Origin of the sequence: Variovorax sp. 679, assembly GCF_003952185.1 — a bacterium.
Classification (GTDB): domain Bacteria; phylum Pseudomonadota; class Gammaproteobacteria; order Burkholderiales; family Burkholderiaceae_C; genus Variovorax.
The window spans coordinates 265,707-280,427 of the sequence record NZ_RXFS01000008.1 but is presented as its reverse complement, the minus strand read 5'-3'; the positions used below and the strand labels follow the sequence as shown (position 1 = coordinate 280,427).

General features: G+C 66.2%; 15 protein-coding genes. 10 read left to right on the top strand and 5 right to left on the bottom strand.

The genetic code is table 11. The features are described 5' to 3' along the window. Nucleotides 1-97: 97 nt before the first annotated feature. Together EJO71_RS22230 and EJO71_RS22225 are read left to right on the top strand one after the other, a co-directional pair. The gene (locus tag EJO71_RS22230; RefSeq protein WP_125950831.1) at nt 98-454 is read left to right on the top strand and encodes a hypothetical protein; all 357 of its coding nucleotides are present in this window, start codon (nt 98-100) and stop codon (nt 452-454) included. A gap of 89 nt (nt 455-543) precedes the next feature. Then, nucleotides 544-933 carry a response regulator gene (locus EJO71_RS22225; protein ID WP_125950830.1) on the top strand — a complete coding sequence of 130 codons (390 nt, stop codon included), beginning with the start codon at nt 544-546 and terminating at the stop codon, nt 931-933. Nucleotides 934-1,029: 96 nt separating this feature from the next. Here EJO71_RS22225 and EJO71_RS22220 read toward each other — a convergent pair whose 3' ends face one another. The 4 genes from EJO71_RS22220 to EJO71_RS22205 all read right to left on the bottom strand — a co-directional run bounded on the left by EJO71_RS22220 (nt 1,030) and on the right by EJO71_RS22205 (nt 4,737). After that, the gene (locus EJO71_RS22220; RefSeq protein ID WP_125950829.1) at nt 1,030-2,244 is read right to left on the bottom strand and encodes a branched-chain amino acid ABC transporter substrate-binding protein; all 1,215 of its coding nucleotides are present in this window, start codon (nt 2,242-2,244) and stop codon (nt 1,030-1,032) included. A 138-nt stretch (nt 2,245-2,382) separates the two neighbouring features. After that, nucleotides 2,383-2,778, bottom strand: coding sequence for a hypothetical protein (locus tag EJO71_RS22215; protein WP_125950828.1), 396 nt, complete (start codon nt 2,776-2,778; stop codon nt 2,383-2,385). 1 nt (nt 2,779) lies between these two features. Continuing rightward, nucleotides 2,780-3,220: a DNA polymerase III subunit chi gene (locus EJO71_RS22210; protein ID WP_125950827.1), complete on the bottom strand. Its 441-nt coding sequence runs from the start codon at nt 3,218-3,220 to the stop codon at nt 2,780-2,782. Next, the gene (locus EJO71_RS22205) at nt 3,217-4,737 is read right to left on the bottom strand and encodes a leucyl aminopeptidase (protein ID WP_125950826.1); all 1,521 of its coding nucleotides are present in this window, start codon (nt 4,735-4,737) and stop codon (nt 3,217-3,219) included. The genes EJO71_RS22210 and EJO71_RS22205 overlap by 4 nt, the downstream gene beginning before the upstream one ends. A gap of 21 nt (nt 4,738-4,758) precedes the next feature. Here EJO71_RS22205 and lptF point away from each other — a divergent pair, with 21 nt between their 5' ends. From lptF to EJO71_RS22165, 8 genes are all read left to right on the top strand, one after another. Then, entirely contained in the window at nt 4,759-5,886 is a 1,128-nt protein-coding gene (lptF, locus tag EJO71_RS22200) for an LPS export ABC transporter permease LptF (protein WP_125950825.1), read from the top strand. Continuing rightward, the gene (gene lptG / locus EJO71_RS22195) at nt 5,883-6,995 is read left to right on the top strand and encodes an LPS export ABC transporter permease LptG (protein WP_125950824.1); all 1,113 of its coding nucleotides are present in this window, start codon (nt 5,883-5,885) and stop codon (nt 6,993-6,995) included. The genes lptF and lptG overlap by 4 nt, the downstream gene beginning before the upstream one ends. Then, the gene (locus EJO71_RS22190; protein ID WP_125950823.1) at nt 6,992-7,354 is read left to right on the top strand and encodes a CbiX/SirB N-terminal domain-containing protein; all 363 of its coding nucleotides are present in this window, start codon (nt 6,992-6,994) and stop codon (nt 7,352-7,354) included. The genes lptG and EJO71_RS22190 overlap by 4 nt, the downstream gene beginning before the upstream one ends. A 63-nt stretch (nt 7,355-7,417) precedes the next feature. Next, nucleotides 7,418-8,359, top strand: coding sequence for a CysB family HTH-type transcriptional regulator (locus EJO71_RS22185; RefSeq protein WP_125950822.1), 942 nt, complete (start codon nt 7,418-7,420; stop codon nt 8,357-8,359). Further along, complete coding sequence (locus EJO71_RS22180) at nt 8,356-9,528, top strand: pyridoxal phosphate-dependent aminotransferase (protein ID WP_125950821.1); 1,173 nt, start codon at nt 8,356-8,358, stop codon at nt 9,526-9,528. Before EJO71_RS22185 ends, EJO71_RS22180 begins: the two co-directional genes overlap by 4 nt. Nucleotides 9,529-9,562: 34 nt before the next feature. Then, the gene (locus EJO71_RS22175) at nt 9,563-9,952 is read left to right on the top strand and encodes a rard protein (protein WP_240651477.1); all 390 of its coding nucleotides are present in this window, start codon (nt 9,563-9,565) and stop codon (nt 9,950-9,952) included. Continuing rightward, on the top strand, nt 9,949-10,401 hold the full coding sequence (locus EJO71_RS22170) for a DUF3592 domain-containing protein (protein WP_125950819.1): 453 nt from the start codon (nt 9,949-9,951) through the stop codon (nt 10,399-10,401). Before EJO71_RS22175 ends, EJO71_RS22170 begins: the two co-directional genes overlap by 4 nt. A gap of 99 nt (nt 10,402-10,500) precedes the next feature. Next, on the top strand, nt 10,501-10,659 hold the full coding sequence (locus EJO71_RS22165; RefSeq protein ID WP_125950818.1) for a DUF3309 family protein: 159 nt from the start codon (nt 10,501-10,503) through the stop codon (nt 10,657-10,659). A gap of 6 nt (nt 10,660-10,665) precedes the next feature. Here the strand turns inward: EJO71_RS22165 and hrpA are convergent, their stop codons facing one another. Continuing rightward, nucleotides 10,666-14,454 carry an ATP-dependent RNA helicase HrpA gene (gene hrpA, locus EJO71_RS22160; RefSeq protein ID WP_240651491.1) on the bottom strand — a complete coding sequence of 1,263 codons (3,789 nt, stop codon included), beginning with the start codon at nt 14,452-14,454 and terminating at the stop codon, nt 10,666-10,668. Nucleotides 14,455-14,721: the final 267 nt, after the last annotated feature.

The following is a 14,721-nucleotide window of genomic DNA, read 5'->3' as shown; positions in this document are numbered from 1 at the left end:
TGCGTTGCTTTGCAACAACCGGGACATGGGCAACCGGGCTCTTCCGTCTGGCGCTACGATCCAAAGGTCTTACTTTCAAGCCTGCAAAGGAACCCCGATGGCCGGAAAACCGCAAAACCCGTCGCGCGGCACGACGCCGCTGGATCGCACCCTGGAAAAGAGCGAGCAGGTCGCGGCCGACGTGCAGCGGGCATCGGACAACCTCGCCGTGGTGAACACGGTGCTCGAACAGGAGCTGCCCGAAGAGGTTCAGGTCGGCGAGGTGGCACAGGCCATCGAGCACACCAGCCAGCTCGAGGAAAAGCTGGCCAAGTCCGCCGAGAAGCTGGCCGAGGTCAACGCCGCGCTGAGCGAGGAAATCGAGAAGCGCCTCGAGGTGACGGCGGAGCGCGACGAAAGTCAGGCCCTGGCCGAGAAGCTCAAGGCAAAGATCCGCGCCGAAGGCTCGGATTGACCAGGGCCCGTACTCCGTCCGTATCCCTTCTCCTACGCCAGGCCAGCGTCAGGCACGCTACGCTATTCGTTCTCAAAGCGAAACCACGCATGGCCCTCATCACGTTCCTCGTCGAGGACAACAAGACCATCAGGGACAACCTGGTCCCGGCACTCGAGGATCTGGTCAACGGCCGCGTGGTCGGCTACGCCGAAACCGAGACCGATGCTCTTGCATGGCTCGCGGAGCATCCCGACGGCTGGCAACTCCTGATCGTCGACCTGTTCCTGAAGGAAGGCTCCGGCCTTGGTGTACTGGGCGGCTGCAGGAACCGCAAGCCCGGCCAGCGCGTGGTGGTGCTCAGCAACTACGTGACGGCGGACATCCGGACACGCTGCACCGCGCTCGGCGCCGATGCGGTGTTCGACAAGTCGCGCGACCTCGATGCCTTCATCGAGTACTGCAACGCAAACCGCCCCTCGGGCCTTGCGCCGCTCTGACGATCTGCCGCTTCCGCCTCTGAAGCAGACATGAAAAAAGGGCCCGAAGGCCCTTTTCTCCCTTGCGGACAGAATCCGCCGGCTTGCCGAAGCGAATCAGCGCACCACGGCGATCTGCGTACGCGCGCCACCCTTGTAGGTGTAGAGCGTCAGGGCGCCGTTCTTGATGTCGCCCTTTTCGTCGAAGGCGATCGGGCCGGTCACGCCCTTGTACTGCACCTTGCCGACTTCGGGCAGGTACTTGGCGGGGTCGGACGAGCCGGCCTTCACCATGGCTTCGGCCAGCACGTTGACCGCGTCGTACACGTACGGTGCATAGATCTGCACTTCGACGCCGTTCTTGGTCTTGAACTTGGCCTTGAAGTCTTCCAGCGGCTGCTTGAAGTCACCGTCCACGCCGCCGGCTTCAGCGCACACCACCATGTCTTCGCCGATGGCATCGCCAGCCAGCTTCGGCAGTTCGCCGGTGCACAGGCCGTCGCCGCCCATGAACTTGACGTTCAGGCCGAGTTGCTTGACCTGCTTGAGCATCGGGCCGCCGACGGCGTCCATGCCGCCGAAGAACAGCACGTCAGGCTTGGCAGCCTTGAGCTTGGTCAGGATGGCGTTGAAGTCGGTCGACTTGTCGGTGGTGAACTCGTGGCCCACGATGGTGGCGCCAGCGGCCTTGGCCGACTTCTCGAACTCTTCGGCAACGCCCTGGCCGTAGGCGGTACGGTCGTCGATCACGGCGATGTTCTTGCCCTTGAGCGTTTCGACTGCGTACTTGCCCAGCGTGCCGCCGAGTTGCGTGTCGTCAGCCACCACGCGGAAGGTGGTCTTGAAGCCCTGGCGCGTGTACTTCGGGTTGGTAGCCGAAGGCGAGATCTGCGGAATGCCGGCGTCGCTGTACAGCTTCGAGGCGGGGATGGTGGTGCCCGAGTTCAGGTGACCGACCACGCCGTTGACCTTTTCGTCCACGAGCTTCTGCGCCACGGCCGTGCCTTGCTTCGGATCGCCTGCGTCGTCTTCTGCGACCAGCTCGAACTTGGCAACCTTGTCGCCGATCTTGAGGCCCTTTGCATTTAGGTCTTCGATGGCCATCTTGGCGCCGAACTCGTTGTCCTTGCCGAGGTGGGCAATGGGACCGCTGGTAGGTGCCACGTGACCGATCTTGACGACCAGGGTGTCTCCGGCAGGTGCGGGTGCAGGTGCAGCCGGGGCCGCGGCCGTTGGCGCGGGCGCTGCAGCGGGAGCAGCAGCTTCTTCCTTCTTGCCGCAAGCCACGAGCGTGATTGCAGCCAGTGCGACCGCAGTCCATTTCAATTGCATGGGAACCTCCAGAACTTGGATGAAAAGAATAAAAAACACCGGTCGTTTGATCCGGGCGCGCAGACCTCGCAAGTTTCGCGCCGCAGACCAGCGGCACCCTCACGCCCTTCCGACCTGCGGCGCAGTTTAGCCCAGTATTCAGGCCCCGGAAGCTGGCACAGACCCGGTGTTTTCGCTGAGTTCGGCGGCCATTGCCTCGATCACCAACGCACGCAGAACAGCCTCGATTTCATTGCGCAAGCGCGGCACCATCGCATCGAGTTGATGCTGAACAGCAGCTGACACGGTGTCGCTCAAACGCTCTTCCAGAGACAGGTCGACACGCTGCAGGACGCGGTGCAGCAACTGCTCTTCGAGACTGACGATTTCTGCCTGCGAGAGTTGCACGGCAGGCGGCAACGCCATGGAGTTCGCCGGGTCGGGCTGAGCCGCCTGCGCGGTCTGAGGCTCGGGACTCGCGGGCTCCGCAGGAACCTCGAGCACCGTGGTCAACGTTGGAACGAACCGGGGCGGAGTGCGCAACGTACTGGCCATGTCAGGAACTCTTTGCAAAGTCGTGCGGCTGGATGGTGTAGCCGCGATCGGCATAGTGCCGCCAGCGCGAGCGGCCGACCTGACGGTCGTTGGTCTCGTCGCTCACGATATCGATCATGCGTTCGTAGCGCTCGAAGCCCGCGGGCACCTCGAGGCCAAGGTTCACCAGCATCTCGCGATGCGGCAGCGATGCCGCATCGGCGCCCTGCGTCGACAAAACGACGGGCGAACGCGCAACGACGTGAGCCGGCGCGTCGTCCCGGCAGTGCGCGACGAAGTCCACCGGCGACAGTTGCCAGAGCGCGGCGTCCACCGCGTCGAGCGCGCGCGCATCGCCCACCACCACCACGCGCAGGCCGCGCGTGTTCACGGCCTTGCGAACCAGCCGACAGGCGTAGTTCAGCTTGTCGGGCGCGTTGTAGTGAAAGCCGATTTCCGTCACTTCGCGGACTGCGCCTTCTTGCCCTTGGCTTCGGGGGCCTTCGTCTTCCTGGACTTGGCCTTGCCCGATGCCCCACTGCTGCCCGCGCGGGTCGTCAGGTAGGACACCAGCAAGCCCACAGGGCGGCCGGTCGAGCCCTTGGCCGCCCCGCTCTTCCAGGCCGTGCCAGCGATGTCCAGATGCGCCCAGACGAAGTCGCCAGCAAAGCGCTGCAGGAACTTTGCGGCCGTAATGGCCCCGCCCGCGCGGCCGGCGATATTGGCCACGTCGGCGAAGTTGCTCTTCAGGCCTTCGGCGTAGTCGTCGTCGAGCGGCAGGCGCCAGCAGCGATCCTGCGAGGCCTCGCCGGCGGCTTCGAGCGCGGCGGCCAGCGCCTCGTCGCTTGCGAACAGGCCGCTGCGCACGCCGCCCAAGGCGACCACGCAGGCGCCCGTCAGCGTGGCGATGTCGATCACGGCGGCCGGTTCGAATCGCTTGGCGTAGGTCAGCGCATCGCACAGGATGAGCCGGCCTTCGGCGTCGGTGTTGAGCACTTCGATGGTTTGGCCGCTCATGCTGGTCACCACATCGCCCGGCTTCACCGCGCGGCCGTCGTTCATGTTCTCGCACGAGGGAATGAGCCCGACGACGTTGATGGCAGGCTGGATGTCGCCCAGCGCACGGAAGGTTCCGAGCACGCTGGCTGCTCCGCACATGTCGAACTTCATCTCGTCCATTTCGGCCGCGGGCTTGAGCGAGACGCCGCCGGTGTCGAAAGTGATGCCCTTGCCGACCAGCACCACGGGTGCCTGATCCTTGGCCGCGCCCTGGTAGCGCAGCACGATGAAGCGCAGCGGCTCGGCCGAGCCCTGAGCCACCGCGGCGAAGGAGCCCATGCCGAGCTTCTCGACCTCCTTCGGGCCCAGCACCTCGCACTTGATGTTCGGCAGTTTCGCCAGCTCCCTGGCGGCTTCGCCCAGCAGCGTGGGCGTAGCGTGGTTGGCGGGCCTGTTGCCCCACTCCTTGGCCAGTTCGATGCCTCGGACGGTGGCGCGAGCTTCGTCGAAGGCGCCGGCCACTGCCGCGGCATCGGCGACGCCAACTGTCAGCTGGCGGATGCTACGGGGCTCAGCCTTCGACTTGGTGGTGGTGTAGACGTAACTGGCTTCGGCCGCCGCCGTGACGGCGCAAGCCACTGCCGCGCCGTCGGCGGGCTGCGCGAACACCAGGGTCACGCGCTTGGGCGCCTGGGCCTTGGCCGCGTTGATCGCCGCGACGACGCCGCTGCGCACCGAGGCAGGCTTGCCGTCGCCGATGGCGGCGAGCACGACGCGGGCCGCCACGACGTCTTCAGGGCGATAGAGCCCCAGCAGCTTGCCGGCCTTGTCGGGCAGGTCGCCGGCCTTGCGGGCACTGGCGGCAAGCACCGAGAGCGGGTCTTTGGAGGCGGGGGGAGCGCTGCCGACGAGCACGATCAGGACATCGGATTTCTCGGCTGCGGCCTGGGCGACGGTGAGGGTCTTGAGTTGAAAGTCCATAATCCTTTTTTTCCTCGAACGATGTTATTCCATTCTTCCCTACGCAAGGAGCTGTCCCGCAGCTTCGGAGCGACCCTCGTGGTACTGGTCACCATCGTGATGACCATGATGCTCATCCGTACCCTCGGGCTCGCGTCCAAGGGCAGTGTGAACCCGCAGGAGGTGTTCCTGGTGATGACCTACACGGTGCTCGGCTACATGCCGACCATCCTGAGTCTGAGCCTGTTCATCGCCATTGTCGGCACCTTGTCGCGCATGTATCGCGACAGCGAAATGGTCATCTGGTTCTCCAGCGGACGCGGCCTGGCCGACTTCGTCAAGCCGCTGTTCCGCTTCGCCTGGCCGGTGCTGATCCTGATCGCCGTGATGGCGCTGGTGGGCTGGCCATGGGCCAACTCCCAGACCATCGGCATGCGCCAGCAGTACGAGCAGCGCAGCGACATCGAGCGCGTGGCGCCGGGCGAGTTCCGCGAATCCGCCGGACGGGTGCGGGTGTTCTTCATCGACAAGGAGACGCCTGACAACTCCAAGGCCACCAACGTCTTCATCTGGTCGATCGAGCGCAACATGCAGATCACGACCTCGGCGCGCAGCGGCAGCATCGAGAACATCGGCGATTCGCGCTACCTGCTGCTCAGCAGCGGCCAGCGGCTCGAGCAGCCGATGACGGCCACCGGCCTGAAGATCAGCGAGTTCAAGACCTACGGCACGCGTGCCGGCGGCAATTCCGGCCTGGTCAACGACGCGACGCCGCCGCGTGCTCGCACCACGCTGTCCCTGCTGAGCGACGGCAGCGCCGCAAGCCACGGCGAGCTGGCCTGGCGCATCGGCATGCTCCTGGCGGCCATCAACTTCGTGCTGCTGGCGCTCAATGTGTCGAGCGCCAATCCGCGCGTGGGCCGCAGCGGCAACCTGCTGCTCGCGCTGTTCGCGTTCGTCGTCTACTACAACATGCTCAACCTTGGCCAGAGCTGGATCAGCGCAGGCAAGTACGGCATGGGCGGCTTCATGCTGATGCTGCACGGCGGCGTGCTGCTGATCAACCTGGCATGGCTTGGCGCCCGCCAGAACAACTGGGGCCGCAGGATCATGCGCAACCCGTCGGCCGCCGCCGTGCCGCCGTCCACCCCGAAGATCGAACCCACGTGAAAACGATAAGACGCCTGATCTACGTGGAGGTGCTGAAGGCCGTCGCGTTCGTGACGCTCGGCTTTCTTTGCCTCTTCTTCTTCTTCGACTTCGTCGACGAGCTGCAGTCCATCGGCAAGCCCGACAGCCTGAACTACGGGCCCGCACAGGCGCTGCTCTACGTGACACTGCTGGTCCCCAGCCATCTCTACGAGCTGCTGCCGATCACCGTGCTGATCGGCTCGATCTTCGTCATGGCCCGGCTGGCGCAAAGCTCCGAATACACCATCCTGCGAACGAGCGGGCTGGGGCCATGGCGCGCGCTGCGCACCCTGCTGCTGCTGGGCATCGGCTTCGTGGTGCTGACCTTTGCCATCGGCGACTACGTGGCGCCGGCTTCGGAACGCACGGGCCAGTTGCTCAAGGCCAAGTACCAGGGCACCTATTCGCTGGCCGGCAACACGGGCGCCTGGCTCAAGGAGAAGCGGGACAACGCCTCCTACGCAGTGAACGTTCTGGCCATCGACCGCAAGGGTGCGCTGAAGAGCCCACGCATCTTCGAGTTCGACGACAACGGCTACATCAAGACCCAGATCGTCGCCGCCTCGGCCACCATCGGCAGCGACGGCCACTGGCTGCTCAACGACGTCGCCGAGCAGAAGTACGACACCCGCAGTTCGGCCGAGCAGGCGCACATCGTCACCACCAGGATCCCGCAGGTGAACTGGCCGACCTCGCTGACCAGCGAGATGGTGTCGGTCGCGCTGCTGCGCCCCGACCGGATGAGCACGATCGACCTGTTCGACTACATCCGCCACCTGGACGCCAACGGCCAGACCGCGCAGCGCTACGAGATCGAGTTCTGGCGCAAGGTGTTCTATCCGCTGTCGTGCCTGGTGATGGTGGTGCTCGCCCTGCCCTTCGCCTACCTGCACTTCAGGCAGGCAGGCATCACCACCTACGTGTTCGGCGGCGTGATGATCGGCATCAGCTTCTTCCTGCTGAACAACGTGTTCGGCTATCTCGGCAACCTCAGCAACTGGTCGCCATGGCTCACGGCGGCGGCGCCGGGAATGATCTATTCGGTGATGTCGTTGACGGCCTTCAGCTGGTTGGTGCTGCGACGATGACCCAGGGCATCGTCCTGCTGGCGCACGGCTCGCGCGACGAGCGCTGGCGCCAGCCCATCGAAGCCGTTGCCGAACGCGTACGCGGCAACGAGCCCGATGCCCGCGTGGCCTGCGCCTACATGGAACTGGCCGCGCCCGACCTGCCAACGGCGACTGCGACGCTGATCGCCGACGGCGCCACCGCCATCCGCGTCGTCCCGCTCTTCCTCGGCATGGGCAAGCACGCCCGCGAAGACCTGCCGCACCAACTCGAGGCGCTGCGCCAGCGCTGGCCCGCCATCGGCTTCTCGCTCGCCCGCATCGTGGGCGAAGAGCCAGAACTGATCGATCTCCTGGCCAGAATTGCTGTCAAATCCTGAACATCCGGCAATTTCGATAGATTCCGAAGGCATAATGAATTCCGCAATAAGACGGAATTTGATATGAATCTGCATCAGTTCAAGTTTGTTCAGGAAGCCGTGCGGCGCAACCTGAACCTCACCGAGGCGGCCAAGGCGCTGCACACCTCGCAGCCCGGCGTTTCCAAGGCCATCATCGAACTTGAGGAAGAACTGGGCGTCGAGATCTTCGCGCGCCACGGCAAGCGGCTGAAACGCGTTACCGAGCCGGGCCAGCACGTCATCGCCAGCATCGAGCTGATCATGCGCGAGGTGGGCAACCTCAAGCGCATCGGCGAGCAGTTCAGCGCACAGGACAGCGGCACCCTCTCCATCGCCACCACCCACACCCAGGCGCGCTACGTGCTGCCGGTGCCCGTGGCCAACCTGCGCGAGGCCTACCCCAAGGTCAACGTGAGCCTGCACCAGGGCTCGCCCGACCAGGTGGCGCGCATGGTGATCGACGAGATCGCCGAGATCGGCATCGCCACCGAATCGCTCGACGGCTACGCCGAACTCGTGACCCTGCCCTGCTACGAATGGCAGCACGTGCTGGTGCTGCCCAAGGACCATCCGCTGGCCTCCAAGGAGCGCGTTTCGCTCGAGGACCTGGCGAGCGAGCCGATCATCACGTACCACCCGTCGTTCACCGGCCGCACGCGCATCGACCATGCGTTCGCCCAGAAGAAGCTCACGCCGCGCATCGCGCTCGAAGCCATCGATTCGGACGTGATCAAGACCTACGTACGTCTCGGACTGGGCGTGGGCATCGTGGCCGAGATGGCCGTGCGCGACGAGTCGAATGCCGATCTCGTGGTGCGCCCGATGGGCCATGTGTTCGGCCAGAATATCGCGCGGGTCGCGTTCAAGCGCAGCGCCTATCTGCGCAACTTCGTCTTCAAGTTCGCCGAGCTGCTCTCCGACCGCCTCGACCGCAACCTGATCGCCAAGGCCCTGAGCGGCCACCAACAAGACTACGAACTATGAGCACGGCTCGATCCCCCCGCACCCCCGAGGTCGGCACCAAGCTGCCTTCCGTCGGCACCACCATCTTCACGGTCATGTCGACCCTGGCGGCCGAGAAGAACGCGGTCAACCTGGGCCAGGGCTTCCCTGACTTCAACTGCGACCCGAAGCTGCTCGAGGACGTGACGGCCGCCATGGCCGCGGGCCACAACCAGTACCCGCCGATGCCCGGCATTCCGGCGCTGCGCGAGGCGATCGCGGCCAAGATCTCGGCGCAGTACGGCCATGACTACAGCGCGGCCAGCGAGATCACCGTCACCGCCGGCGCCACGCAGGCCATCATCACGGCCATCCTCGCGGTGGTGCGCCCGGGCGACGAAGTGATCGTGCTGGAGCCCTGCTACGACAGTTACGTGCCCAACATCGAGCTGGCCGGCGGCAGCGTGGTGCGCGTGCCGCTCGTGCCGGGCACCTTCCGCCCCGACTTCGACAAGATCGCCGCCGCGCTCACGCCGCGCACGCGCGCCATCATCATCAACACGCCGCACAACCCGAGCGCCACGGTCTGGACCGAGGCCGAGATGCGCCAGCTGGAAGAGTTGCTCGCGCCCACCGACGTGTTCGTGATCAGCGACGAGGTCTACGAGCACATGGTGTTCGACAACGCCCGCCATGAAAGCGTGGCGCGCTTTCCGGGGCTGGCAGCGCGCAGCTTCATCGTCAGCAGCTTCGGCAAGACTTATCACGTCACCGGCTGGAAGGTCGGCTACGTGGCCGCGCCGGCCCCGCTGATGACCGAGTTCCGCAAGGTGCACCAGTTCAACGTGTTCACCGTGAACACGCCGATGCAGCACGCGCTGGCGCAGTACATGGCCGAGCCGAAGCCGTACCTCGAGCTGCCGGCCTTCTACCAGCGCAAGCGCGACCTGTTCGCCGCCGGCCTGGCCGAGAAGACCCGCTTCAGGCTGTTGCGCAGCGAGGGCAGCTACTTCCAGTGCGTGGACATCTCGGCGGTGAGCGACCTGTCGGAAGCCGAGTTCTGCCTGTGGCTCACGCGCGAGATCGGTGTGGCCGCCATTCCGCTTTCGGCCTTCTACGGCAACGGCTTCGACCAGCGCGTAGTGCGCTTCTGCTTCGCCAAGAAGGACGAGACTCTGCTCGCGGCACTGGAGCGCCTCGCGCGCCTCTGACGCCTGCAACGCAAGGCCCCGCCGCCAGATGGCCATGACGATGAACAGGCCGCGGCGGGTGCTCCTTGCGCTGGCGCTCTCGTTCGTCGTGGCCGGCGTGCTCTCGCCCATCGTGCCGCAGATGGCCGGCAAGCCCTACTCCGTCATCGACGTGATCCACAGCCTGCTCATCGGGGCCCTGTGCTACACGTGGTGCAGGGCCGACGGGCTCGTGCGCGGCGTGCTGCCGCCCGGCCGCTCGGCGCTGGTGGCCGGCCTCTTTCCACCGTTGGGCGTGCCGCTTTACTTCTTTCGCACCCGGCCTTTCGCCAAGGCGCTCGTTGCGACCCTTGGCGCGATCGCATTCCTGGTCATGTGCATCGTGCTGTCCAGCCTCGGCGCCATTGCGACAGCGGCACTGCTGGGCAGGCCCCTGCCCGAATGAAGAACCCCATCACGATCCTGAGGCTCGTTTTCGGTGCGGTCGGCATCGTGCTGTGCGCCGTGGCCTGGCTGCTGCACCACAACACGACGTCCTTCATCGAATCGGCCAGCCGCACGCAAGGCGAAGTGGTGCGGCTGCTCCATGTGGAAAGCTCGGAGCGCAACGAATCGGGCACCTGGAAGCCGCTGGTGCGCTTCAACGCGCCGTCCGGCGAAATCATCGAGTTCGCGCCGTCGAGCAGCAGCAGCCCGCCGGCCTACGAAGTGGGCGAGACGGTCGATGTCTTCTTCGATCCGCGAAACCCGCAGGAAGCCAGGCTCGACGGCTTCTTCTCGCTGTGGGGCGGCGCGGCCATCACGGGCGGGCTGGGCGCAGTCTTTCTGCTGGTGACGGCAGCGCTGCTCTTCCTGCCTGCGCAGACAACGGCAAAGCGCCGACGCCCACGGTAGGACGTTGCCTGACCGCCAGAGGGGCCGCCCTCCGGCGATGCGCGCGACATGGTGGGGCGAGCATGAAGGCTCATCACAACAACGCCCTGGAGAGAAACCATGTCGCTCTCGCTCATCCTGCTGATCGTCCTGATCCTGATACTGGTCGGCGCATTGCCCAGCTGGGGCTACAGCCGCGCCTGGGGCTACGGGCCCAGCGGCGGCGTCGGCCTGGTCGTGCTGATCGTCGTGATCCTCGTGCTCATGGGACGCATATAGCCGGGCCTAGGCCTGCAGCTGCGCCCAGGCCTTGTCGAGCCGCTTCACGCTCACCGGCTGCGGCGTGCGCAGCTCCTGCGCGAAGAAACTCACGCGCAGTTCCTCGAGCAGCCAGCGGAATTCGAGCATGCGATCGTCCACCACGCCCTTGCGTTCGGCCACCAGGCGCCAATAGCGCTGATCCTGGGGCTTCAGTTCGGCGAGCTTGGCGGTGTCGCGCGCCGGGTCTGCACGCAGCTTGTCGAGCCGCAGCACGATCGCTTTCAGGTAGCGCGCGAAATGCTGCAGCTGCGTCCACGGCGCGTCGGCAATGAAACGCTTGCCGACAAGGCGCTGAAGCTGCTGCGCAGCGTCCTGCACGGCGTCTGGCTGGATCTTCGTGTCTTTGATCTTGCGCGCGGCCGCGGCGTATTCGACGAGGATGGTCGATGCGAGCCGGGCCACTTCGTTCGCGATCAGCGTGAGGCGGCCGCGCCCCTCTTCGAGCCGACGCTTGAAGGCGAACTCGTCGGTCGGCAGCGGTTCCTGGAGGAATGCGCGGTCGATCGCCACGTCGACGATCTGCGTGCGCAGTTCCTCGGAAGTGCCCAGCGGCATGTAGGCCACGGACATCTTCTGCAGGTCGGGGATGTTCTTCTCGAGGTACTTGAGCGCGTCCTTGAGCTGCAGCGCGAACAGGCGGCGCAAGCCGGCGCGGTGCTTGGCAGCCGCCACGGCGGGCTCGTCGAACACCTCGATGGTCACCGCGTCGCCTTCGTCGCGCAGTGCCGGGAAGCCGATCAGCGATTGCGAGCCACGGCGCACTTCCATCAGCTCGGGCAGCTCGCCGAAGGTCCAGGCCGTGTAGCGTTGGCCCGCGGGCAGTGCTGCGGGCGCGGGCGCATCCGCCGCCTTCGTCGAGGGCGCCTTCGAGCGATCGTCAGGCGTGGCAACCGCCTTCTTCTCGGGCGATGCCTTGACGTTCAAACCCGCCAGCGCCTGGAAGGCCCCGCGCGCCTGCGCGCCCAGCTCGGCCTTCAGCGCACCGAGGTTGCGCCCCATACCCAGCTGCCGGCCGTGCTCGTCGATCACGCGCAGGTTCATGAACAGGTGCGGCGCCAGCATGTCGAGCTTGAAGTCGGCACGCCTGACGTCGATGCTGGTCATGTCGCGCACGCGCTTGAGCAGCACGTCGGTCAGCGAGCCGGTGCCGAAGAGTTCGGGCACGGACAGTTCTTCCGCCAGCTTCGAGGCCGACTCGGGCAGCGGCACCAGCCGCGAGCGCGGGCGCTGCGGCAGGCTCTTGAGCAGCGCCTGGATCTTGTCCTTGAGCATGCCCGTCACCAGCCACTCGCAGCGCTCCTCGCTCACCTGGTTGAGCACGAAGAGCGGCACGCTCACCGTGAGCCCGTCCTTCGCGTCGCCGGGCTCGTGCAGGTAGCCCGCGGCGCAATCGACGCCGCCGAGCCGCAGCGTCGGCGGGAAAGATTGCGTCGTGATGCCCGCCGCCTGGTGGCGCATCAGCTCGTCGCGCGTCAGGTACAGCAGACGCGGCTGCTCCTTCGAGGCCTGGCGATACCAGTTCTCGAAGGTGATGCCGCTGGCGACGTCGGCCGGAAGCTGGGCGTCGTAGAAGGCGAAGATCAGTTCGTCGTCGACCAGCACGTCCTGCCGGCGCGACTTGTGCTCCAGTCCTTCCACCTCGCGCACCAGCTTGCGGTTGGCCTGCAGGAACGGGAACTTGCTTTCCCACTGGCCGCCGACCAGCGCCTCGCGGATGAAGATCTCGCGCGCCGCGACCGGATCGACCCGCGTGAAGTCGACGCGCCGCCCGCTGTAGACCACCAGCCCGTACAAGGTTGCGCGCTCCAGCGCCGAGACCTGCGCGCCCTTCTTCTCCCAGTGCGGATCGAGCAGCTGCTTCTTCAGCAGATGCCCCGCCACCTGTTCGAGCCACTGCGGCTCGATGTTGGCGATGCCGCGTCCGAAAAGCCGGGTCGTCTCGACCAGTTCGGCCGCGACGATCCAGCGTCCGGGCTTCTTCTTCAGGTGCGCGCCAGGATGCCGGTAGAACTTGATGCCGCGCGCGCCGAGATAAGCCTCGTCGTCTTCGAGCTTCCAGCCGATGTTGCCCAGCAGGCCGGACAGCATCGACATGTGCAGAGCCTCGTAGCCGGCCGGCTCGGCGTTGATGCGCCACTTGTGCTCGGTCACCACCGTGAGCAGTTGCGAATGGATGTCGCGCCACTCGCGCACGCGGCGGATGTTGATGAAGTTCTGCCGCAACAGCTGTTCGTACTGGCGGTTGCTGAGCTTGTGGGTGTCGCCGTGGCCGCCGCGCGCGTCGGCGATCCACTTCCACAGCCGCAGGTAGCCGCTGAACTCGCTCTTCTCGTCGTCGAACTTCGAGTGCGCCTGGTCGGCCTGCTGCTGCGCATCCATCGGGCGGTCGCGCACGTCCTGCACGCTGAGGGCCGAGGCGATGATGAGCACTTCTTCCAGCGCGCTGCGCGAGCGGGCTTCGAGAATCATGCGGCCCACGCGCGGGTCCAGCGGCAGCTTCGACAGCTCGGCGCCGGTGTGCGTGAGCTCGTTGGCGTCGTCGACCGCACCCAGCTCGTTGAGCAGCTGGTAGCCGTCGGCAATCGCGCGCGGCGACGGGGCCTCGAGGAACGGGAAGCGCGCCACGTCGCCCAGGCGAAGCGACTTCATCCGCAGGATCACGCCGGCCAGCGACGAACGCAGGATTTCGGGGTCGGTGAAGCGCGGTCGGCCCTCGAAGTCCTTCTCGTCGTAGAGCCGGATGCAGATGCCGTTCGCCACCCGGCCGCAGCGGCCCGCGCGCTGGTTGGCGGCGGCCTGGCTGATCGGCTCGACCAGCAGCTGTTCGACCTTGCTGCGGAAGCTGTAGCGCTTGACGCGCGCCGTGCCGGTGTCGATCACGTAGCGGATGCCCGGCACCGTGAGCGAGGTTTCGGCCACGTTGGTGGCCAGCACGATGCGCCGGCCCGTGTGGCCGTCGAAGATGCGGTCCTGCTCGGGGCCCGAGAGCCGCGCGAACAGCGGCAGCACCTCGGCGCTGCGCAGCAGCGGCTGGTGGCTCAGGTGGCGGCGCAGGTGGTCGGCCGCCTCGCGGATCTCGCGCTCGCCGGGCAGGAAGACGAGGATGTCGCCCGCGTTGTGCGGGTCGCGCCAGAGCTCGTCGACCGCGTCGGCGATGGCGTCGTTCAGGTCGTGCTCGCGCGACTCCTCGAAGGGGCGGTAGCGCTGCTCGACCGGATAGGTGCGGCCCGAGACGAAGATGGTCGGCGCCGGGCCTTTCGCCGAGGCGAAGTGCTGCGCGAAGCGGTCGGCGTCGATGGTTGCCGAGGTGACGATCACCTTCAGGTCGGGCCGGCGCGGCAGGATCTCGCGCAGGTAGCCCAGCAGGAAGTCGATGTTCAGCGAGCGCTCGTGAGCCTCGTCGATGATGAGCGTGTCGTAGGCCTTCAGCAGCGGATCGGTCTGCGTCTCGGCCAGCAGGATGCCGTCGGTCATCAGCTTGACGGAGGCGTCGCGCGAGAGGCGGTCCTGGAAGCGCACCTTGAAGCCGACCACGTCGCCCAGCGGCGTCTTCAGCTCTTCGGCGATGCGCTTGGCCACCGAGCTCGCGGCAATGCGGCGCGGCTGCGTGTGGCCGATGAGCCGGCCCTTGCCAGGCTCGGCGTTGAGCTTGCCGCGGCCCAGCGCGAGCGCGATCTTCGGCAACTGCGTGGTCTTGCCCGAGCCCGTCTCGCCGCAGACGATCACGACCTGGTGCGCCGAGATGGCGGCCATGATCTCGTCGCGCCTCGCCGAGACAGGGAGCGATTCAGGGAATTCGATGCGGAGCGGTGTCGTGGTCGTCAAGGGAAGGCAGTCGTCGGGCCGGCGCGGCAGGCAAACCGCTGATTATCGGCGCGCACCGCGGCTGTTGCACGGCATCCACAGCGCGCGGCTTCGCTGCAACACGATCCGTAAATAGTCTTTACTCAATTGCAAACCACCACTACGATCGCGTCCATGTCCTATCGCCTTGCCCCCATCACCTTGCGCCGTCGCTGC